Annotated in this window: 25 protein-coding genes and 1 pseudogene; 5 read left to right on the top strand and 21 right to left on the bottom strand. The window is 61.2% G+C overall.

All coding sequences use genetic code 11. The annotated features are described in order from the left end of the window. Positions 1-44: 44 nt before the first annotated feature. Positions 45-464, bottom strand: a complete 420-nt coding sequence (locus LU493_RS17985) for a hypothetical protein (protein ID WP_275289185.1) — start codon at positions 462-464, stop codon at positions 45-47. Between the two features lie 104 nt (positions 465-568). Here LU493_RS17985 and LU493_RS17980 point away from each other — a divergent pair, with 104 nt between their 5' ends. Together LU493_RS17980 and LU493_RS17975 are read left to right on the top strand one after the other, a co-directional pair. Beyond that, positions 569-847 (top strand): type II toxin-antitoxin system RelE/ParE family toxin, encoded by a 279-nt coding sequence (locus LU493_RS17980; protein ID WP_275289184.1) that lies wholly within the window; start codon positions 569-571, stop codon positions 845-847. A gap of 8 nt (positions 848-855) precedes the next feature. After that, positions 856-1,137: a HigA family addiction module antitoxin gene (locus LU493_RS17975; RefSeq protein ID WP_275289183.1), complete on the top strand. Its 282-nt coding sequence runs from the start codon at positions 856-858 to the stop codon at positions 1,135-1,137. A gap of 97 nt (positions 1,138-1,234) precedes the next feature. Here LU493_RS17975 and LU493_RS17970 read toward each other — a convergent pair whose 3' ends face one another. The 11 genes from LU493_RS17970 to LU493_RS17920 form a co-directional block, all read right to left on the bottom strand. Then, a complete protein-coding gene (locus tag LU493_RS17970) occupies positions 1,235-1,423 on the bottom strand; it encodes a hypothetical protein (RefSeq protein WP_275289182.1) in 189 nt (62 codons plus the stop codon). Between the two features lie 107 nt (positions 1,424-1,530). Further along, positions 1,531-2,001, bottom strand: coding sequence for a hypothetical protein (locus LU493_RS17965; protein ID WP_275289181.1), 471 nt, complete (start codon positions 1,999-2,001; stop codon positions 1,531-1,533). Between the two features lie 9 nt (positions 2,002-2,010). Continuing rightward, positions 2,011-2,946 (bottom strand): phage tail tube protein, encoded by a 936-nt coding sequence (locus LU493_RS17960; protein WP_275289180.1) that lies wholly within the window; start codon positions 2,944-2,946, stop codon positions 2,011-2,013. A gap of 73 nt (positions 2,947-3,019) precedes the next feature. Next, positions 3,020-3,397 carry a phage tail terminator-like protein gene (locus LU493_RS17955; RefSeq protein ID WP_275289179.1) on the bottom strand — a complete coding sequence of 126 codons (378 nt, stop codon included), beginning with the start codon at positions 3,395-3,397 and terminating at the stop codon, positions 3,020-3,022. After that, positions 3,394-3,783 (bottom strand): hypothetical protein, encoded by a 390-nt coding sequence (locus LU493_RS17950; protein WP_275289178.1) that lies wholly within the window; start codon positions 3,781-3,783, stop codon positions 3,394-3,396. The genes LU493_RS17955 and LU493_RS17950 overlap by 4 nt, the downstream gene beginning before the upstream one ends. A 1-nt stretch (position 3,784) precedes the next feature. Continuing rightward, positions 3,785-4,159: a hypothetical protein gene (locus LU493_RS17945; RefSeq protein ID WP_275289177.1), complete on the bottom strand. Its 375-nt coding sequence runs from the start codon at positions 4,157-4,159 to the stop codon at positions 3,785-3,787. Then, positions 4,152-4,553 (bottom strand): hypothetical protein, encoded by a 402-nt coding sequence (locus LU493_RS17940; protein WP_275289176.1) that lies wholly within the window; start codon positions 4,551-4,553, stop codon positions 4,152-4,154. The genes LU493_RS17945 and LU493_RS17940 overlap by 8 nt, the downstream gene beginning before the upstream one ends. A gap of 39 nt (positions 4,554-4,592) precedes the next feature. Next, a complete protein-coding gene (locus LU493_RS17935; protein WP_275289175.1) occupies positions 4,593-4,826 on the bottom strand; it encodes a hypothetical protein in 234 nt (77 codons plus the stop codon). Between the two features lie 2 nt (positions 4,827-4,828). Next, a complete protein-coding gene (locus LU493_RS17930; RefSeq protein ID WP_275289174.1) occupies positions 4,829-5,794 on the bottom strand; it encodes a DUF2184 domain-containing protein in 966 nt (321 codons plus the stop codon). Positions 5,795-5,806: 12 nt separating this feature from the next. Continuing rightward, complete coding sequence (locus LU493_RS17925) at positions 5,807-6,232, bottom strand: structural cement protein Gp24 (protein ID WP_275289173.1); 426 nt, start codon at positions 6,230-6,232, stop codon at positions 5,807-5,809. After that, the gene (locus tag LU493_RS17920) at positions 6,229-7,335 is read right to left on the bottom strand and encodes a DUF2213 domain-containing protein (RefSeq protein ID WP_275289172.1); all 1,107 of its coding nucleotides are present in this window, start codon (positions 7,333-7,335) and stop codon (positions 6,229-6,231) included. The genes LU493_RS17925 and LU493_RS17920 overlap by 4 nt, the downstream gene beginning before the upstream one ends. 90 nt (positions 7,336-7,425) lie before the next feature. Here LU493_RS17920 and LU493_RS17915 point away from each other — a divergent pair, with 90 nt between their 5' ends. Beyond that, positions 7,426-7,602 carry a hypothetical protein gene (locus LU493_RS17915; protein WP_275289171.1) on the top strand — a complete coding sequence of 59 codons (177 nt, stop codon included), beginning with the start codon at positions 7,426-7,428 and terminating at the stop codon, positions 7,600-7,602. Between the two features lie 30 nt (positions 7,603-7,632). Here LU493_RS17915 and LU493_RS20080 read toward each other — a convergent pair. From LU493_RS20080 to LU493_RS17875, 9 genes and pseudogenes are all read right to left on the bottom strand, one after another. Next, positions 7,633-7,920: pseudogene (locus LU493_RS20080) on the bottom strand (HNH endonuclease); the annotation flags it as partial. Between the two features lie 142 nt (positions 7,921-8,062). Further along, positions 8,063-8,899: a phage minor head protein gene (locus tag LU493_RS17910; protein ID WP_275289170.1), complete on the bottom strand. Its 837-nt coding sequence runs from the start codon at positions 8,897-8,899 to the stop codon at positions 8,063-8,065. After that, positions 8,892-10,136 carry a DUF1073 domain-containing protein gene (locus tag LU493_RS17905; protein ID WP_275289169.1) on the bottom strand — a complete coding sequence of 415 codons (1,245 nt, stop codon included), beginning with the start codon at positions 10,134-10,136 and terminating at the stop codon, positions 8,892-8,894. The genes LU493_RS17910 and LU493_RS17905 overlap by 8 nt, the downstream gene beginning before the upstream one ends. A gap of 8 nt (positions 10,137-10,144) precedes the next feature. After that, complete coding sequence (locus LU493_RS17900) at positions 10,145-11,410, bottom strand: PBSX family phage terminase large subunit (protein WP_275289168.1); 1,266 nt, start codon at positions 11,408-11,410, stop codon at positions 10,145-10,147. Further along, complete coding sequence (locus LU493_RS17895) at positions 11,391-12,110, bottom strand: terminase small subunit (protein ID WP_275289167.1); 720 nt, start codon at positions 12,108-12,110, stop codon at positions 11,391-11,393. The genes LU493_RS17900 and LU493_RS17895 overlap by 20 nt, the downstream gene beginning before the upstream one ends. A 185-nt stretch (positions 12,111-12,295) precedes the next feature. Further along, positions 12,296-12,598, bottom strand: coding sequence for a hypothetical protein (locus LU493_RS17890; RefSeq protein WP_275289166.1), 303 nt, complete (start codon positions 12,596-12,598; stop codon positions 12,296-12,298). After that, a complete protein-coding gene (locus LU493_RS17885; protein ID WP_275289165.1) occupies positions 12,595-13,140 on the bottom strand; it encodes a 3TM-type holin in 546 nt (181 codons plus the stop codon). The genes LU493_RS17890 and LU493_RS17885 overlap by 4 nt, the downstream gene beginning before the upstream one ends. Before the next feature lies 1 nt (position 13,141). Then, on the bottom strand, positions 13,142-13,459 hold the full coding sequence (locus LU493_RS17880) for a hypothetical protein (protein ID WP_275289164.1): 318 nt from the start codon (positions 13,457-13,459) through the stop codon (positions 13,142-13,144). A gap of 39 nt (positions 13,460-13,498) precedes the next feature. Continuing rightward, positions 13,499-13,981 (bottom strand): lysozyme, encoded by a 483-nt coding sequence (locus tag LU493_RS17875; RefSeq protein ID WP_275289163.1) that lies wholly within the window; start codon positions 13,979-13,981, stop codon positions 13,499-13,501. A gap of 131 nt (positions 13,982-14,112) precedes the next feature. Here LU493_RS17875 and LU493_RS17870 point away from each other — a divergent pair, with 131 nt between their 5' ends. Together LU493_RS17870 and LU493_RS17865 are read left to right on the top strand one after the other, a co-directional pair. Continuing rightward, the gene (locus tag LU493_RS17870) at positions 14,113-14,571 is read left to right on the top strand and encodes a hypothetical protein (RefSeq protein WP_275289162.1); all 459 of its coding nucleotides are present in this window, start codon (positions 14,113-14,115) and stop codon (positions 14,569-14,571) included. Next, positions 14,568-14,774 (top strand): hypothetical protein, encoded by a 207-nt coding sequence (locus tag LU493_RS17865; RefSeq protein ID WP_275289161.1) that lies wholly within the window; start codon positions 14,568-14,570, stop codon positions 14,772-14,774. Before LU493_RS17870 ends, LU493_RS17865 begins: the two co-directional genes overlap by 4 nt. Positions 14,775-14,941: the final 167 nt, after the last annotated feature.

Here is a 14,941-nt window from a genome sequence, read left to right as displayed (position 1 = left end):
CAAGAAGCCCCGCTCAGTGGCGGGGCCTATGGGTTATGTCAGAACTAATCAGCGAAGCCGGTTGCCACGGCAGGATGGTGGTCATTTACACAGTAGAGATTCCAACTGGTTGCCTCGAACCGAGCCTGCCCTTTAGGTCCATCGACCGCCTGATGCGGGACGCTGGTAGGGTCAAGGTCGTCAATGTAAAGGCTGGTGTTCGACAAGATCGCGTCACCATAAGCGAACCCCGTCACCACGAATCTCCTTTCATTAAAACGATGCTGGCCTGTGTTGATCGAGAACGTCCCGCACACTGCGACAAGATTGGCGTGCTCTTCACTCTCAACGATGAACGCGCTATCCAGGGATGGGTAGGTTCCGAACTTGTCGTCAATAACGCCTTTGGCGTCTCGCTTCCAATTTCCCTCGTCTGTGCACCCAGCCAAAGCCGCCGCCACCATCACTGCCGCCCATTTCTTCATTTTGCCTCCTGGCCCTGCGTTTCCTGCCAGTTTGCCGCCTGGGAGAGCGGGGCGCAAAGGCGTTCAGGCTTGTTTTTCGTGCAGCGACACTATACGCTACTCATATGATCAAGAGCTTCCGACATAAAGGCCTGCGCAAGCTCTTCGAGACCGGCTCAACCGCTGGTATCCAGGCCAAACACGCGACCAAACTGCAAATCCAGCTCACCGCGCTGGATAGCGCGAAGGGCCCCGAAGACATGAATGCACCAGGCTGGAAGCTGCATCCGCTCAAGGGCAGCTTGAGCGGCCACTGGACCATCACCGTCAACGGGAACTGGCGACTCACATTCACCTTTGATGGCGAGGACGCCATCTTGGTGGACTATCAGGATTACCACTAGGAGGTCGCATGAACCGCATGCACAATCCCGCGCATCCCGGCGCCGTGCTGCGCGAGTACATCGGCGACATCTCGGTCACCGAGGCCGCCAAACGCCTGGGTGTAACGCGTGCCGCGCTCTCTCGCATCCTCAACGGCAACGCCGGCATCTCGGCAGATATGGCGCTGCGCCTCGAGCAGGCACTTGGCACCAGCGCAGAGATGTGGCTGGAGATGCAGCTTAAGTACGAGCTATGGCAGGCAGCACAGCAGCCTCGCGCCCGGGTCACACCTTTACACGCCGCAGGGTGACACTATGTTCCAAACAATCATTGAGGCCATCCGAGCTGCAGTGGATACAGTAGGCGACGCCATCGAAAGCCTGCTGGATACGCTGCTCGACTGAGGCCTACTGCTCAAGCACGACGTTATCCATCCGCATGATGGCATAGATGAACTCGCGCTCCGGGATGGGCGGCGCGAATCGGTCCAGGTAAGGGCCGATCTCGTGCAGGGACAAGGGCAGCCGGCCCACCCCTCCCATCCCAGCGACCACTCGTCGCCCTCGCTCGATCAGGGAAAAGGCGTCCACCAGCATGGCGCTGAGACCGTCCAGCTCGGGCCGAGGGTTGTCGACCTTGATGAACTTGGCGATGGCCTCAAACTTTTCCTCCGACCCCCACTCGTTCTGCCACCGCAGCTCGGCTATGGCTTTTTTTCAGCGCCCTCGGCGAGCGAGTAGGCGTCGCGCTGCATTTGCTGGGCCTTGCCGGACGCCCACATAAAGAGCTCGATGTCCTTGCGGAGAAGCTCCTCGCCGATCTCGTGGTCGTAGGCCACTGCCTCGTCATCGAGCAGAAACTTGCCGTCTTTCCGATCCTTGGTGCGGATGTCGAGCAGGATGTAGCGAGCCATCAGGCTGCATTGCGCCTCGAACTCGGTTTGTTCTTCACCCGACACCTCGGCCAGGTCATTGGTGAAGCGGAGGTCACCGTCTTGCTCAGCCTTATCCAGCAACCGGCGCATCTTCTCCTGGAAGACGGCGCGGAACCGGTTCATACCGACGGTATACCGGTCATTATCCCAGCGAGCGATGAGCACCTGGGTGTCATCGTCGTAGTCGAACCACTTCGTCTCGTTGACGTCGCCGCCGCGACCCTTACGTGAAAGCGCCATATCCCCTCCTTAGGCGGCCAGGGTTCGTGAAACCCGAATGAAAGATCCGATGTTCGGGTCTTTCAGGGCGGTGAAGCTGACGGCAGGCCGAAGCACGGTGTCACGACCCCCTGACGGCATCTCGACACCCAGCTTGGTGCGGAACGTCTCGATCAAGTAGCTGTTGCCAGCAGTGCCATCGTTCATATCAAGCCGGACGCCGAACTCTTTCTCGTTGATGGAATCCTTCAGCAGGCCGAACGTGCTCTCGGTGAGCGCCAAAGAGATATTGCCCGTCACCTGGGCGGTGCCCTTGAACTGGTGGGGCACCTCATGGCCGATGCAGGGATCTTCCTGGTAGTTGCGGTTGATCGTGATGTCCATGGTGTTCACACAGACGTCCATCACCGTATCGCCCTCGATGACCAGCTCGTTGACGTCCTGAGCCGCATTGATCGGCTTGGTGATGGTCTCATCCTCGAAGGTGTCGGCGCTGAAGTCGTAGTCTGCGTTGTAGGACTCGCCCACGATGGAGAACGAACCCGAGACGACTTCGCCGGCGGAGAGGGAGAGCTGGAGCTGCGAGACGTTGGCTTCGCCAATCATATAGGCCTTGCCGGCGGCACCGACGTCCATGTACTGGACCAGGAACTCGAGCTTGGGCGTGTCCTTGCCGATGATGATGGTGCTCAGCGTCGGATCTGTGCCATCGACCACCCAATCCGAGCCCATCACGTTGCGAATGATCATGTCGTAGGTCTTCGCCGAGAAAGCGATCGACACATTACCGCCAACGGTGATCGAGGTCAGCAGCATGGACGAATCCTGTCCGCTAGAATCGACCTCGTTCGGGTTGGTCATATTGGTGGTGATGCCGGGGCCGCCATCGGTGCGGCGGAGTACCTGCCATGGATTACCAGAGCCGGCCAGGCGCATCGACAGCTTGTACTGATTGGATTCCGCCATGTTTCATTACCTCGCGGTCGGGCACAAAAAAGCCCCGGCGGATGCCAGGGCTTGGGATGCGTTCTGCTGCCGTTCAGCAGCGATATGGGATGTTCACGTTCACGCGATACCAGCCATCGATCTCTCCGAAGTCCTCCGGCGTGTAGGCCAGGGTGTCGATGTCACCGATGGACTGATAGGCCATGTGGTTGCCAATCCGGGTGGCAATGTCGTAGGCCGCTCCCCACCCCTTCTCGCGCTGGGCGTAGATCTGAAATATCACTAGCCCCTGCATCCGAGGGCATGGGCCGCTGCCCACCTCTGGCGTCAGCGTTTCACCAGGATTCACGACCAGCTGGAGCCAGTTGTCCTCGTGCTGTTGCACCGGAATGTTGGGGATCTCCAGTGGCTCAGGGCCGGGCCACGCACGGGCGTGCTTCACCAGATCGGCCACCAGTTGCTGATAGTTCATGATGAGCCAAGTTCCTTGATGGTGTTGAAGGCCCCAGCATAGGTGCCAGCGGTGTTCGGGTTGGGATGGCCGGCCTCGACGTATTTGCCGTAGGGCGTCCGGTTCACGATGTGGAACGAGTCGCCCGGCTTGAGCGCCGCCATGGCCCGCCTAGCGTCCGCCAGCGTAGTGCTGCCCGTCACGTCGCGCTTGTTCGGGTCGTAGCTCTCGTCGGGCACGTTGACCGAGAAGTTGGTGTTCGCGCGCAGCCGCGTGGTGTCGCGAGCGATGTTGTAGATCACCGCCCTCGACGCCTGCTCACAGAGCTCACGGAACAACACCATGGTGTCGTCCTCGACCTCGAGCGCGAAATCGGTCGGCTTGCCGCTCCAACCGCCCCTGGCCATGTCAGCTCACCTTGAGATGTACGGCGTACGTGGCACCGACAGGATCAGGGGTCACGGAGATAACCCGTGCCTCGGCTCCACCGGCCAGCGTGATGGAGTCGTCCACTTGCGGCATCTCATCGACGGCACTGGCCAGCATGCCGATCTTGATGTCGGCAGAGCCCAGGTCGAGTGACTGGATCTCGGCGAAGGTGAATTCCTCGCGCCAGTAGCTGCCGTTATAGGCATGCTTCGCCGGCTCGTAGGTACCGGTATCAGGGTTGTAGACCCCGTCACCCGGCAGCACTCGCTCGCCGATGAAGGCATCATAGGCCTGGCCAAGATCGTCGTCGCTGGCAAAGGCCTCGGCCAGGTCGCCTTGAAGCTCCTCACGCATGCCCATTGCCGTACCCCACTGTGATGCCCATGCTGATCTTGCGGAATGGCTCGATCAGCGCCAAGGCGAACTGGACACGCTCAGGCAGGGCCGCATGCTTGCCATACGCCGACACATCGGAGTATTGGCGCTGGCTCTCAACGCTCCCAGCCTTCACGCGCTTGCTGGTCATGACGCCTTGTGACCGCTCCATGTACAGGCTGCCATCGGCGGCAGCACCGGCCAGCTCCGCGCCTGCCGTGACGATCTCGTCGGGCACAGGGTCTGGAAGCTGGATGCGCTGGGCCGACAGGTAGGCATTGGCCATGGCGACGTACCGGGCCTTGTCGTCCCCCGGCGCCCATTCGCTACTCAGCTTTTCGTCGACGTCGGCGACGGTCACGTATTGCGTCATGACAGCCTCGGAATCAGGGAGGCCCCGCAGGGCCTCGGGTTACTCGGCCGCGTTCTGTTGCGGCTGCTCAGCCTTCTGGGTCTCGCCACCCTTCTCGGCCTTTCCGTCCGGCTTGGCGCCGGCGGTGCGGCCACCGACTTTCGACAGCACGCCGCGCTTGACCATGCGGGCGAGCCCCGGCGCTTTGTCATCGACCTCGAGGGTCTGTTTCGGGGCGGCAAACTGGCCGCCCACGTTCACTACACCCAGGCTTTCGTTACGGTACTTGGCCATGATCAAACCCCCACGGCTTTAGTGAGTGACAGCGGACGGTAGACCGCCACGCCGGAGCACTTGGCGATGCAGTCGATCACCATCTCGAGGTTGCGCTTCTCCGCGGGAAGCTGCTCGAACGGGCGCGGGATCTCGATGGACAGGTTGTCGACGTCACGCTCGTACATGACGGCAGAGGACTGCTGCCCGTTGGCATCGCTCGGCTCGAGCTCGGTCGAGGCGATCAGGCTGACGTTCGGATAGAGCGCCTTGAACCGAGACCACACGCTTTCCCAGTTGCCGCCCTCGTTGACGTTCTTGCGCGTCAGCGCAGAGCGACGAGTCGGAGCCAGCGCCAGGGTATTGGGTGTGTGGTAGTCGTAGGACTGGATCTGCACGGCGTCGTACATGGCGAGCAGGTCGTCGAGGATCTGCTGACCGGTAGTGGCCGAATCAGTCCATGCACCGTTGACAGCGGTCTCACCCAGGTTCGGGTGGTTGGTGAAGCCGTAGAAGCCGTGGTTTGCATCACCGACCATGGCGACCTTGTTGATCAACTGGTCGATGGCACGACGGGCGGTGCGGCCCTTGCGCTCCGGCAGGTTGGTGCCCATGGCGTTGGCCAGGCGCATTTCATCCAGGCTATAGCCGTAGGCATCGCCCAGGCTCTTGAGCTTGAGCGTCTCTTCCTTGCCGGTCACATCCACGCGCGGCAGATCATCGGCGTAGTTCGAGATGAACTTCGCCATGCCGACTTCATCGTAGGTGCGATAGGTGAACGACTCAGCCCACTCGGGCACCTCGGTAGAGACCGGCACCAGGTCCAGGCCAGTCAGGCTCGGGGTGATGGTCTCGTAGATGCGAGACTTCACATAGTCGAGCTGACGCGCCAGGAACAGGCCCTCGTCCTCTCGCACGATGCCCAGTCGGTCACCGGCATCCATCACCGCCGCCAGATCGGCGGCGTCATAGTTCATGTGCTGTTTCATCGTCGTCGATCCTTATGCGGTCGGAGAGTGGAGCTCGACGCAGGCAATCACCCGGCCATCGTTGAGGGTCACGGCGTCGGAGCGGAACACGGCGTTCGGGTAGGCAGTACCCACGTCGGCATCCTGCACTTCGCCGGCGGCGTTGAACTCGATGGCACCGCCATCGGTAACGGTTCCGCCATCGATCACGGAGCACCAGGCCAGGCCTCGGGTCAGAACCGACACATCGTCGTACTGGACGTAGTTGTCGATCTTGGTGTGGGTGTGCAGGGCGATGCCGGCGATGCGAGTACCGCCGCCTTCCACCACTGCGCCGCTGGCGTTCACGCCACAGACACGGCCGAAGCGGACGTCGCCGCCGGCGGGGAACGACTCGACACGGTCAAAGCCGGCGTCGGCCTTCATGCCCGGGAAGGCTTTTTGCATCTCGAAGATCATTGGTCATCCTCCACTTTCTCGCCGCGCATGCGGGCGGCCATCTTCTCGCGGGCTTCGGCAGCACCGCCGCCCTTGGCAGGTGCGCCATCCTGGTTGATGCCGGTGGACACCTTGCGCTGATTGGCGGCATCGTCCCGACGCTTGTCGGCGTCGGCCACCGCGTAGTCGTAGGCAGCGTCGATATAGGCATCTTCCTTGTCGGTCAGGTCGACGCTATCGCCGCGAATGGCCTTGATCACGCTCACCTTGAGGTCGCGGTCGGCGGCATCTTCCTTCACCTCGACCTTGTGCTCTTTGGCCTTGGCCTCGAGCTCCAGTCGGGCACGGGCCTGCTTCACAGCGTCCTGCTTGATCTGCTCAGCCTGGTTTTCGGCTTCTTCTTTGGCTTGCTCGGCAGCGTCGGCCCGGGCCTTCTCCTGCTCGAGCTTGGTTTTGGCATCGTCAAGATCAGCGCGAGCCTGCTTGTAGGCCTGACCTACCTCGGGCGCGGCGTCGTACTCGATGCCGTTGTCGAGACGCACTTTGTCCATAATCGGATCACCTTCATCGTCGTCGGTTGGTGTTGCGGCATCGGCCGCGTCGCTCATTTGCTCGGCGTCTGCCGAATCGAGATTGAGCCGGGCATTGCCTGCGCGGCCCTCGGGCACGACAGCCAGGTGATTCACCCGGATGTTCGTCTGAATGGCGTCGTAGCGTTCGCCGTTGTACTCGCCGGGTTCTTCTATCGTGTCCACCAGGTAGCCCACAGAGAGCTCTTTCCAGCCGTCCTGCTTCACCACGCGTGGGTCGTGGATCACGATGTCGCCAGTCACATCGTTGCCATCCTGCCGACCTTCGCTTGTCACCGTGCCGATCTGGTGCTTCTTCACGGTGGACGCCGTGACCTTGCCGTGGTGGCCCTTGGTGATCGGCTTGTTGCGATAGGTGGCCAGCGAGTCTTGGGAGAACACGTCCTCGGGCCGGCGCAGCTCACGACGAATGCCGCCTTTGCCATCCCTGTACGTAAAAACGCCCGTGCGGGTCAGCACAGGCGAGTCTTCGAGATACCCATCTTCCGTGAGCCGGGCCTTGATCGGCGCCCGGTCGTAGCGATAAACACTCATGTCATGAAGACCTCCTAAAAGCGGGCACAAAAAAGCCGCCTCAAGGGCGGCCTATTGGAATATAGCGAGTCAGTACGGGCGAGGGCTGCCATGACCTTCGGTTATTCCATGCTGTTCGCGAAACGCTCTCAGGGCTTCGGCGGCATGCTCAATACGGTCAAACCTGCCAACATGATGATACTTGCCCGAAATCTTGCATCGCGCGCGCCACTTCCTGTTTTTCTTGTCCCAGTTGACCCCGGATACTCCGCTGGTGTTACTGGATGACAGGGAAGTATTCTGCGAGTTCCCGGTCGCGTCCGACGCTCTTAAATTGGCCCATCGATTGTTGAAACCATCCCGGTCGGCGTGGTCTATCTGTTCAGGAATAGGATGCCCGCGCATGTATATCCACGCCAAAACATGCTCATAGTGATTCCTGTCGAACAGGGCTATCGTTCTTCGGCGGTAACCATACCTGTTTCGGTTTTCACTACCTGCTCTTCTGCCCGCGAGCTTTGCGTTCCACTTGTTTTGATCCCCCCTCGCTTCTAAACCAGCGGGAAGCTCTATGCCGCCAAGTGAATGCACCTGTCTCGGGATCATAGTGAAGCAGCTCGCGAACGATCTCTTGGGTAAGCTCTGGATTCATAACGTCGCCTTTACGTTATCGCCTAATGTGGGGCATGGCAGGGAGTAGGCGTTACTCCTTTTCAGCCGCTAAGCCTAGCCATGCGCAATCATTGTATCACGAGAGCTTCACGTTATCCCGGGGCGGCCACTTCGGGGAGGCCCAACAGCGACAGTGAATCGGCTGGCCGGGATGGCCATCCCAGGGCGGCTTCGACCACTTGAAGGACTTGCGCTCCCGGCGCCGGTGGTGAGCACGCTCACGCCAGTCCAGAACGCCGCGCCAGTAGTATTCGTCGATGCCAATGGCTTGCTGCCGATACTGGGTCAGGCGGCCGTTGAGCTTGCCGATCTGGTCGTTGGCGATCAGTTGCGCCCGGTTGACCGGCTTGTCGTAGGTCGCCCGGATGGTGTCGCGCAGGTCGGTGGCCGATTGGCCCTCGTTGATCGCGCGGATGATCACGCCCTGCAGATCATCGACGTATCGCTCGGGGATGGACCGGATCAGCTTGAGGTTTTCCAGCTCCCAAGCCCGCATCAGCTTGTCGAGGTCAGGCTCGGCCTTGGCGTAGGGCTCGCCGTAGACATGGCGAACCAGCTTCACGAACTGGCGCAGGTTGAAGCGGCTGACGCGCTCGCCGAACTCGGCCACGCCGACATCAGAGGCTGACGCCGGTCCAGCCATGCCCTCGAAGACCTGTTGGGCGCGGCGACCGAGGAGGGCGGCCAGAACAGTGCCAAGGATCTCGTTCAGGCGGTCGGCCCAGGTGCCTTCGTCGGACTCCTCGCTCTCGCCCATGGCGTCGCTGCGCATGCCTGCCATCTCGACGAGACGCGGCACCTCCGGCATCAACAGCTCGTTGCACGCGCGCTGGCATCGGCGGGCGTATTGCTTGAGGGTCTTCGTGTACTCGCGCTCAATAGCCTCGGGATGCGCCCATTTCGGCTCAGGCATCGTCTAACGCCTCCAGGCCGTACATCCCTTCGCGTTCCATGTGATCGCGCAACTCTCGCTCGCTCACCGAACCTGTCTCAAAGTCCACCTTGCGAGCCTCGGCTTCATCACGCGCCGCCTTGGCGTTGTTCGCGCGGATTTCGGCCTGCTCTTTCTCGGTCGGCGTCCACAGGCTGGGCCAATGGATCGACCAATCCGATGGCGCACTGACGCCTGACTGCCGGGTGATGGCATCGACAAGCCGCTCAAGCGCCGGCTGCGCTCGGGTTTTCTGGATGCCTTCGACCAGGTTGTAGAGGTTGTCGGTGTCGTTCTCGCCGGTGTTGTTGAGGCCGCCGGCAGACTGCATGAACAGCGACGTGACCGGAATGCCTGAGTCGGCGGACACGGCCACCTGGAACTCGGCGATCAGGTCTTTGATGCCGGAGACGTTGAGGTCATAAACCTGGTAGTCGTCCTCCGCATCCACGGCCACGCCGTTCATGAGGCTGCGCACATCGTCCACCAGGTCCACGCGCTGTCGAACCAGATTCTCTTGGCCGTTCTGGATCAAGGTGGCCAGGCCGCTCATCTTGTGTACGGCCTGCTGCTTACGCTTGAGAACCTCGAGGGCCAGCGTGAGCGCACGCTCGTAGCGATTGATCGTGTGGTAGGCAGCATCAGCGGACGGACGACCCGCCCAGGGCACCGACTTTCCGACCTTGAGTCGGGCCGGCAGGGGCTCACCCGGGACCGGCAGCAGGCGTGACTCATGGGCTTCGAAATAACCGGTGCCAGCGTAATTGCCGGTGATCAACGGGCGGACGTGGTAGACCTCGGGCTGACCGTATGTCGGGTCTCTAGGATCGTCGTAGTAGCCACCCGGGGCCACCGAGAGTTGGCTGTATTCGATGACGCGAATCTCGGTGATGCGCCCCACATTATCCGGTAGCGGGTCAGCCAACTCGCCGGTATCGGTCAGCAGCAGCAACGCCGCTGCGCCGTCCAGGCTCGACCAGCGAATGGCATCGGCCAGGGAGCCCATGACATCGAGCCGATCCAACTCGTCCATGATGACCCGCTTGTCGTCGCCTTTGATCTCCACGCCCCGGGACACAGCCATGTCGGCCGGAATGTCGATCACTCGGGCCGCGATACCGCCCCGGGCATACATAGTCGCCGGATCGGCAGGCGCAACCTGGCGGCGGCGATCACCCAGCATTGCCGAGCGATAGCCGTCCTCGTGATATGTCGGCATGGTGCCTCCTAACTGGCCATGGCGGCGAAACGCTGGCGGTAGTTGTTGCCGCCGATCATCGGCTGCAGGGCGTAGCGGGATGCGTCGATATAGTGGTTGTGCGCATCGACGATCTTGGTCAGCACGTCACCGGTGAGGCGGTCCACCTTGTAGCTGTACAGCCGAGCTTCCTTGAGGAACTCGGTGCAGCGTGGATGGATGACAATCTCCTGGTAGCTGCGCAGGTGGGCTATACCGTCCTCAACGCTGCCGCTCCACTTCTCGACTGGCTCAACGAACGGGAGGTTGTCGCGCTTGCCGTCGCCATCGGAACGGACATGATTGATCGTCTCAGGGCGTGCCGAGTCGGCCCGAGCTGTGTGTTTCTCTATGCCAGGGATGCGGTCGATCAGGAACTTAGCGATGTCATCGTTCTCGAGCCCGACCTTGCCGGCCTCGTATTCCACCCATAGCCGACGGTCGAACACCCACAGCTTGACGGCGGCCGTCGGGTCTTGGGAGAAGCCCCAGTCAATACCGAAGTAAGGACCGTCCCAGTCCTTCCCAGGATCGAACTCAGCCACCCGGTACTTGCCGGCGAGAATCTGCGCTTCGCTGTTCTCGCGATAGGCGCCGTCCCATATCCAGGCATAGGTCTGGTCGTCGAGAGTCTCGCGGTCGTTGAGACGCTCCTGGTTCAGCACCTCGGGGAACCAAGGGTTGTCCGTGTAGTTCAGCTCGACGATCTTGGCGCCTTCCGGCGTGTTCTTGCGGAAGCGGGTGTCGGTCGGGCTGCCGTCGAGCTCAGGGTTCCATGTCACCCAGACCTCGGACCCAGCCTCCCGAACGGTCGGCAGCAGCTTCTGCCAGGCGATCTCGCTGACGTTCTCTGCCTCATCGACCCATGCCAGCAGAATGCGGGCCTTCGACTTGATGCTGTCCAAGTTGTGGCGCAGGCCGGCGAAGGTGTACCAGACAAGCCGGTTTTTGGTGCGGATGTACTTCTCGCCGATGTCGAAGTAGGCATCCAGCCAGGGAACCGAGCGGATCGCCTGCTTGACCTCCTCCATCGAGGAGTCTTCCAGGCTGTTCATGTACTCGCGGCCACAGAGGATGACACCGGACTGATTGGCCTCGGCGCAGACGTAGGCACGCACAGCCGACATCAAGGCAAAAGTGCGCGTCTTGGCGCTGCCCCGTCCGCCGTATGCCCCTCGATAGCGGATACTCTCGCCTGGCTTATCCGTGAATACCGGTATCAGCTTCGGCGGGATCTCAAGCGTCGCTGTCGTCATTGGGCGCTACTAGCTGGATGGTGGTCGGCTTGGGCGCCATGCTGCCGTCGCTCGATACGTGATCGACGCGATCGGTGAACATTCCAAGGTGGCGGGCGACGTTCTCGAGCGCTTTGCTCTGGTCGTGCATCTTGACCTCGAGCCCGTCCTTGGTCTGCTTCACGCCAGCGAACAGCAGCTTCGCGCTGCCGGTCAGCTTGCGGGTGTCTTCGGCATACACTCGCGGCACACCTTCGCCACCACACTGGGGACAATTAGGGTGAGGCAGGTTGAAATCGCGGAAACCGTATCCACCCGCATCGTTTGGCTCTTTACCGAACTCGGCGTTGGCCATTGCGCGGGCGAATTCCTCCTCGTCCTTCCACTGGAACTGGTGGTCGTCCCCGTGGCAGTAGCGGCAGCACCCGTGACGAACCTGGGTCAACTCCCCTGCGTCGGCGGTGGCGATCTCCCACCAGCGCTCCAGCACCTTGTCGGCTGTGATCTGCGTCCGCTTGGAGCGATCATTCATGCGCTCCTGGATCGCGCTGGCAATTTCAGGTTTTTTCAGGTTCTCGTGCCCGGTGCGACCAGCGGTTTTCTTGCTATAACCGGCGCGAATGGCGGCCTGAGTGGCGCTAAGATCCTTCAGGTACTCATCAACGAATCGAGACTGCCGAGCCGTCAACTCGACAGCCCCCTTGGCAGCCTTCTTCGTCATATCGTCTCTATCCTCTTACTCGCACTGGTGAGCGCCCCGCTCAGGGCTGTGTTGAGACTGCGTGGGCAGAATGGGCCGCTCAGCGATGCGTGTTCGCTTTTGCTTGACGTAATTTTGATCCGAGGGCCGCATATTTTTCCACTTCGCGGCCATAGTGTTGCGTTTTACTCGACAAGCGCGAGCTATCACCTGATCAACACAGGGATCGGCGTGGCCGCAATAACGGCACAGGCTGCCGCCGGGGACGCGACATCCAGCACAGAGTCAAGTGACCAACCTCTCACCAGAGGTTCCCAGGGCTGGATGGGCAGCTTTTCTCCCCACACCCAGCCGCGACGAATGCCCAGCTTGTACTCGTGCTGCGTGATCTCTCGGGAGACGTAGAACGCGACTGCCACGACGCCGGCGGCGCCGTACCCAATGAACTGCCCCAGGATAAGCTGGATGATGGCCGCGACGGCGGCGTGGGCAATGGCAGTCTTAATCATTTGCCAGCCACCCGCGTCTTGATCGCGTCCATGAAAGAGCCGGGGTTCACGCCCCGAGCCGCTAGACGCTCCTTGCCGACGCGGTTGATGTCGATGCCCAGCACAGCGGCCATGATGCCGAACACCACCAGGGCGGAATTGATGAGTTCGGCCTTGTCAGTGCCAGGCTGGAACATCGCCCACACGACCGAAGCCATCACGCCCAGGCAGGAGAGGGCGAACGTCCAGCCGACGGCACCCCGCCATCCGGCCTTGAGGGTGCTGTCGCTATCGACCTCGGCCCGCATCGTCTCATTGACCGACTGCAGGCGTTTGGTGCGCTCACTGGCCTCGGCGGCTTGAGCGGTGGCCTCGATCTCCCGCAGCTTTACCGCCGCCTCGGGGTCTGCATTGATCGCCTCGCCGACCGCTTGCGGCGACTGCTTCACGCCCAGCTTGTCAGCGATGACAGCGCCAATAGCGCCACCAAGCGGACCACCAAGAGCCGAGCCAGCCACCGGCGCGATCTTGCCCACCGTCTCGGCGATGTCTTGCCATTGCATATCATCGTCCTTCGAGCCGGGAGACTCGGTTATCCAGGGCATCGATCCGGCCATTCATTTGCTGCCGGTAGAGCGATGCGTCCTGGTTCGTCATGTACTGGCTGTCGGCGTCCTTTAGGTCGTTGCGCAACTGCTCAGTCATGGTGATGAGCTGGGTGATGCGCTCGTCCTGGCGGGCCGTGGTTTCGATGAGCTTGAGCGTGGTAACGCCCTGCCATGCGATGAGGCCGGCGACCAGGGTAAGGAGGAGCGTCTGGAGGTGGCGCTCGAAGATTGGCTTGGCTCGCACTTGATGGGTACCGGGATTCGCGTCGGTCATCCCGCCTCCTCGGTGGGCCTGCGTATCAAAATCATGGGTTTATGCTCGCGGTACTCTTTTGGTTTCGTCGAGCCAGTGGTGATCTTCATCGACCGGCGTCAGGAATAACGTGCGCTCAGCCTCGCGGCGGCGTTCGAGACCGTCGAGGTGTCGGCCTCCGGCATAGGTCCAGCGCAGGAATTCGTCGGCCACCTCAGTACGCGGTGCGCCGGCATTCAGCTTGCGCAGCAGGGTGGAGTCGCGAAGGGCGGCAGCGCCGACGTTGAATGAGAAGGCGACCAGGGCGTCGAATTCGTTCTGGTTGAGCCGTACATTCACCAGCCCCCGCACCGCGTCCTCGAATCGGTCGCAGTCAGCCGCGAGAAGGGCGAGAGCATCGGTCTCGGTGATCTCGTCGCCCATTTGCACGCCCTGGGTCGATCCATAACCGATGGTCGGGACGCCAGTGCTATCCAGGTACGCACGCAGGCGGAGGCCCTCGAACTGCTGTATCAGCTCAAGTCCTCGCTGGGAGAGCTCCATGGCGCACCTCGGACAGAAACAAAAACGCCCGGCGAGCTGGGCTCGTCGGGCGGGAGAAAAATTCAGGGAAAAGGCTTGCAATGATAACTCAGTTATCTTACACTGAATTCAACAGATGAGGAGACGGCGACATGCAACTGATTCACACCAGCCCCAGCGAAATCACCGAGATCAACAGCTTTGGCCGCTTCGGCGAGTTTCTGTTCTTCTCCGAAGACGAATACGTGATGACCGCCGGTGAGCATGTCACCTACAGCACCGAGATCGACGAAGACGACATCATCGAAGCTAGCCAGCTCTTCTATCACGACGATGCCGAGAAGCTGGACGGCCTGGTCGAGCAAGTCATGGAAATGGTCGGCTGCGACGAAGACACCGCCGAAGAGCTGATCGCCCAGAATGAAGACGTCCACAGCATCGATTGCGACATCGAGCCGGAAGATCTCGCCGAAGCTTCTTGGGACATCCAGCGCATCGCCGGCGAAGCTGCCGTTATCCTCGGTTATCGCGGCGTCGAGATGGAAGACGAGCAGGGCACTGCTTATCTCATCAACATGAAGGGCCGCGAAGCTGACCTGGAGGCCGCATGATCGACGCTCGAAAGCGCTATGACCCGGACCTAGCTCCCGATTTAGTCAGGCAAGCCCTCGCCGTTACTGGGACGCAGAAGGATCTTGCCGAGCGCCTCGACGTGTCCCGCGTCTATCTCCAGCTCCTCGGCAAAGGGGAGAAGACGATGTCATATGCTGTGCAAGTGATGCTTGAGCAGGTGATCCATGGTGGCGAAAACTGACCGCACAGGCCAAACGTTCGGCAAGCTGACAGTATGAGTATCAGCGGATATTCGCCGAAGGCAGGGAAGAGCGACAGAAGCGCACCCCCCCCCCAGCGTAATTGGCTACCCCGAGGCAATTCGCCATAACCCCAGCGTAATTGGCTACCCCGAGGCAATTCGCCATA

Source organism: Halomonas elongata (assembly GCF_029081005.1).
GTDB classification, from domain to species: domain Bacteria; phylum Pseudomonadota; class Gammaproteobacteria; order Pseudomonadales; family Halomonadaceae; genus Halomonas; species Halomonas elongata_B.
This window is presented reverse-complemented; position numbering and strand designations above follow the sequence as displayed.

Bases quoted from the DNA above. Each gene is read 5' to 3' on its own strand.
- LU493_RS17985 (WP_275289185.1), bottom strand. From the start codon at position 464: ATGAAGAAATGGGCGGCAGTGATGGTGGCGGCGGCTTTGGCTGGGTGC.
- LU493_RS17980 (WP_275289184.1), top strand. From the start codon at position 569: ATGATCAAGAGCTTCCGACATAAAGGCCTGCGCAAGCTCTTCGAGACC.
- LU493_RS17975 (WP_275289183.1), top strand. From the start codon at position 856: ATGAACCGCATGCACAATCCCGCGCATCCCGGCGCCGTGCTGCGCGAG.
- LU493_RS17970 (WP_275289182.1), bottom strand. From the start codon at position 1,423: ATGCTGGTGGACGCCTTTTCCCTGATCGAGCGAGGGCGACGAGTGGTC.
- LU493_RS17965 (WP_275289181.1), bottom strand. From the start codon at position 2,001: ATGGCGCTTTCACGTAAGGGTCGCGGCGGCGACGTCAACGAGACGAAG.
- LU493_RS17960 (WP_275289180.1), bottom strand. From the start codon at position 2,946: ATGGCGGAATCCAATCAGTACAAGCTGTCGATGCGCCTGGCCGGCTCT.
- LU493_RS17955 (WP_275289179.1), bottom strand. From the start codon at position 3,397: ATGAACTATCAGCAACTGGTGGCCGATCTGGTGAAGCACGCCCGTGCG.
- LU493_RS17950 (WP_275289178.1), bottom strand. From the start codon at position 3,783: ATGGCCAGGGGCGGTTGGAGCGGCAAGCCGACCGATTTCGCGCTCGAG.
- LU493_RS17945 (WP_275289177.1), bottom strand. From the start codon at position 4,159: ATGCGTGAGGAGCTTCAAGGCGACCTGGCCGAGGCCTTTGCCAGCGAC.
- LU493_RS17940 (WP_275289176.1), bottom strand. From the start codon at position 4,553: ATGACGCAATACGTGACCGTCGCCGACGTCGACGAAAAGCTGAGTAGC.
- LU493_RS17935 (WP_275289175.1), bottom strand. From the start codon at position 4,826: ATGGCCAAGTACCGTAACGAAAGCCTGGGTGTAGTGAACGTGGGCGGC.
- LU493_RS17930 (WP_275289174.1), bottom strand. From the start codon at position 5,794: ATGAAACAGCACATGAACTATGACGCCGCCGATCTGGCGGCGGTGATG.
- LU493_RS17925 (WP_275289173.1), bottom strand. From the start codon at position 6,232: ATGATCTTCGAGATGCAAAAAGCCTTCCCGGGCATGAAGGCCGACGCC.
- LU493_RS17920 (WP_275289172.1), bottom strand. From the start codon at position 7,335: ATGAGTGTTTATCGCTACGACCGGGCGCCGATCAAGGCCCGGCTCACG.
- LU493_RS17915 (WP_275289171.1), top strand. From the start codon at position 7,426: ATGACCTTCGGTTATTCCATGCTGTTCGCGAAACGCTCTCAGGGCTTC.
- LU493_RS17910 (WP_275289170.1), bottom strand. From the start codon at position 8,899: ATGCCTGAGCCGAAATGGGCGCATCCCGAGGCTATTGAGCGCGAGTAC.
- LU493_RS17905 (WP_275289169.1), bottom strand. From the start codon at position 10,136: ATGCCGACATATCACGAGGACGGCTATCGCTCGGCAATGCTGGGTGAT.
- LU493_RS17900 (WP_275289168.1), bottom strand. From the start codon at position 11,410: ATGACGACAGCGACGCTTGAGATCCCGCCGAAGCTGATACCGGTATTC.
- LU493_RS17895 (WP_275289167.1), bottom strand. From the start codon at position 12,110: ATGACGAAGAAGGCTGCCAAGGGGGCTGTCGAGTTGACGGCTCGGCAG.
- LU493_RS17890 (WP_275289166.1), bottom strand. From the start codon at position 12,598: ATGATTAAGACTGCCATTGCCCACGCCGCCGTCGCGGCCATCATCCAG.
- LU493_RS17885 (WP_275289165.1), bottom strand. From the start codon at position 13,140: ATGCAATGGCAAGACATCGCCGAGACGGTGGGCAAGATCGCGCCGGTG.
- LU493_RS17880 (WP_275289164.1), bottom strand. From the start codon at position 13,459: ATGACCGACGCGAATCCCGGTACCCATCAAGTGCGAGCCAAGCCAATC.
- LU493_RS17875 (WP_275289163.1), bottom strand. From the start codon at position 13,981: ATGGAGCTCTCCCAGCGAGGACTTGAGCTGATACAGCAGTTCGAGGGC.
- LU493_RS17870 (WP_275289162.1), top strand. From the start codon at position 14,113: ATGCAACTGATTCACACCAGCCCCAGCGAAATCACCGAGATCAACAGC.
- LU493_RS17865 (WP_275289161.1), top strand. From the start codon at position 14,568: ATGATCGACGCTCGAAAGCGCTATGACCCGGACCTAGCTCCCGATTTA.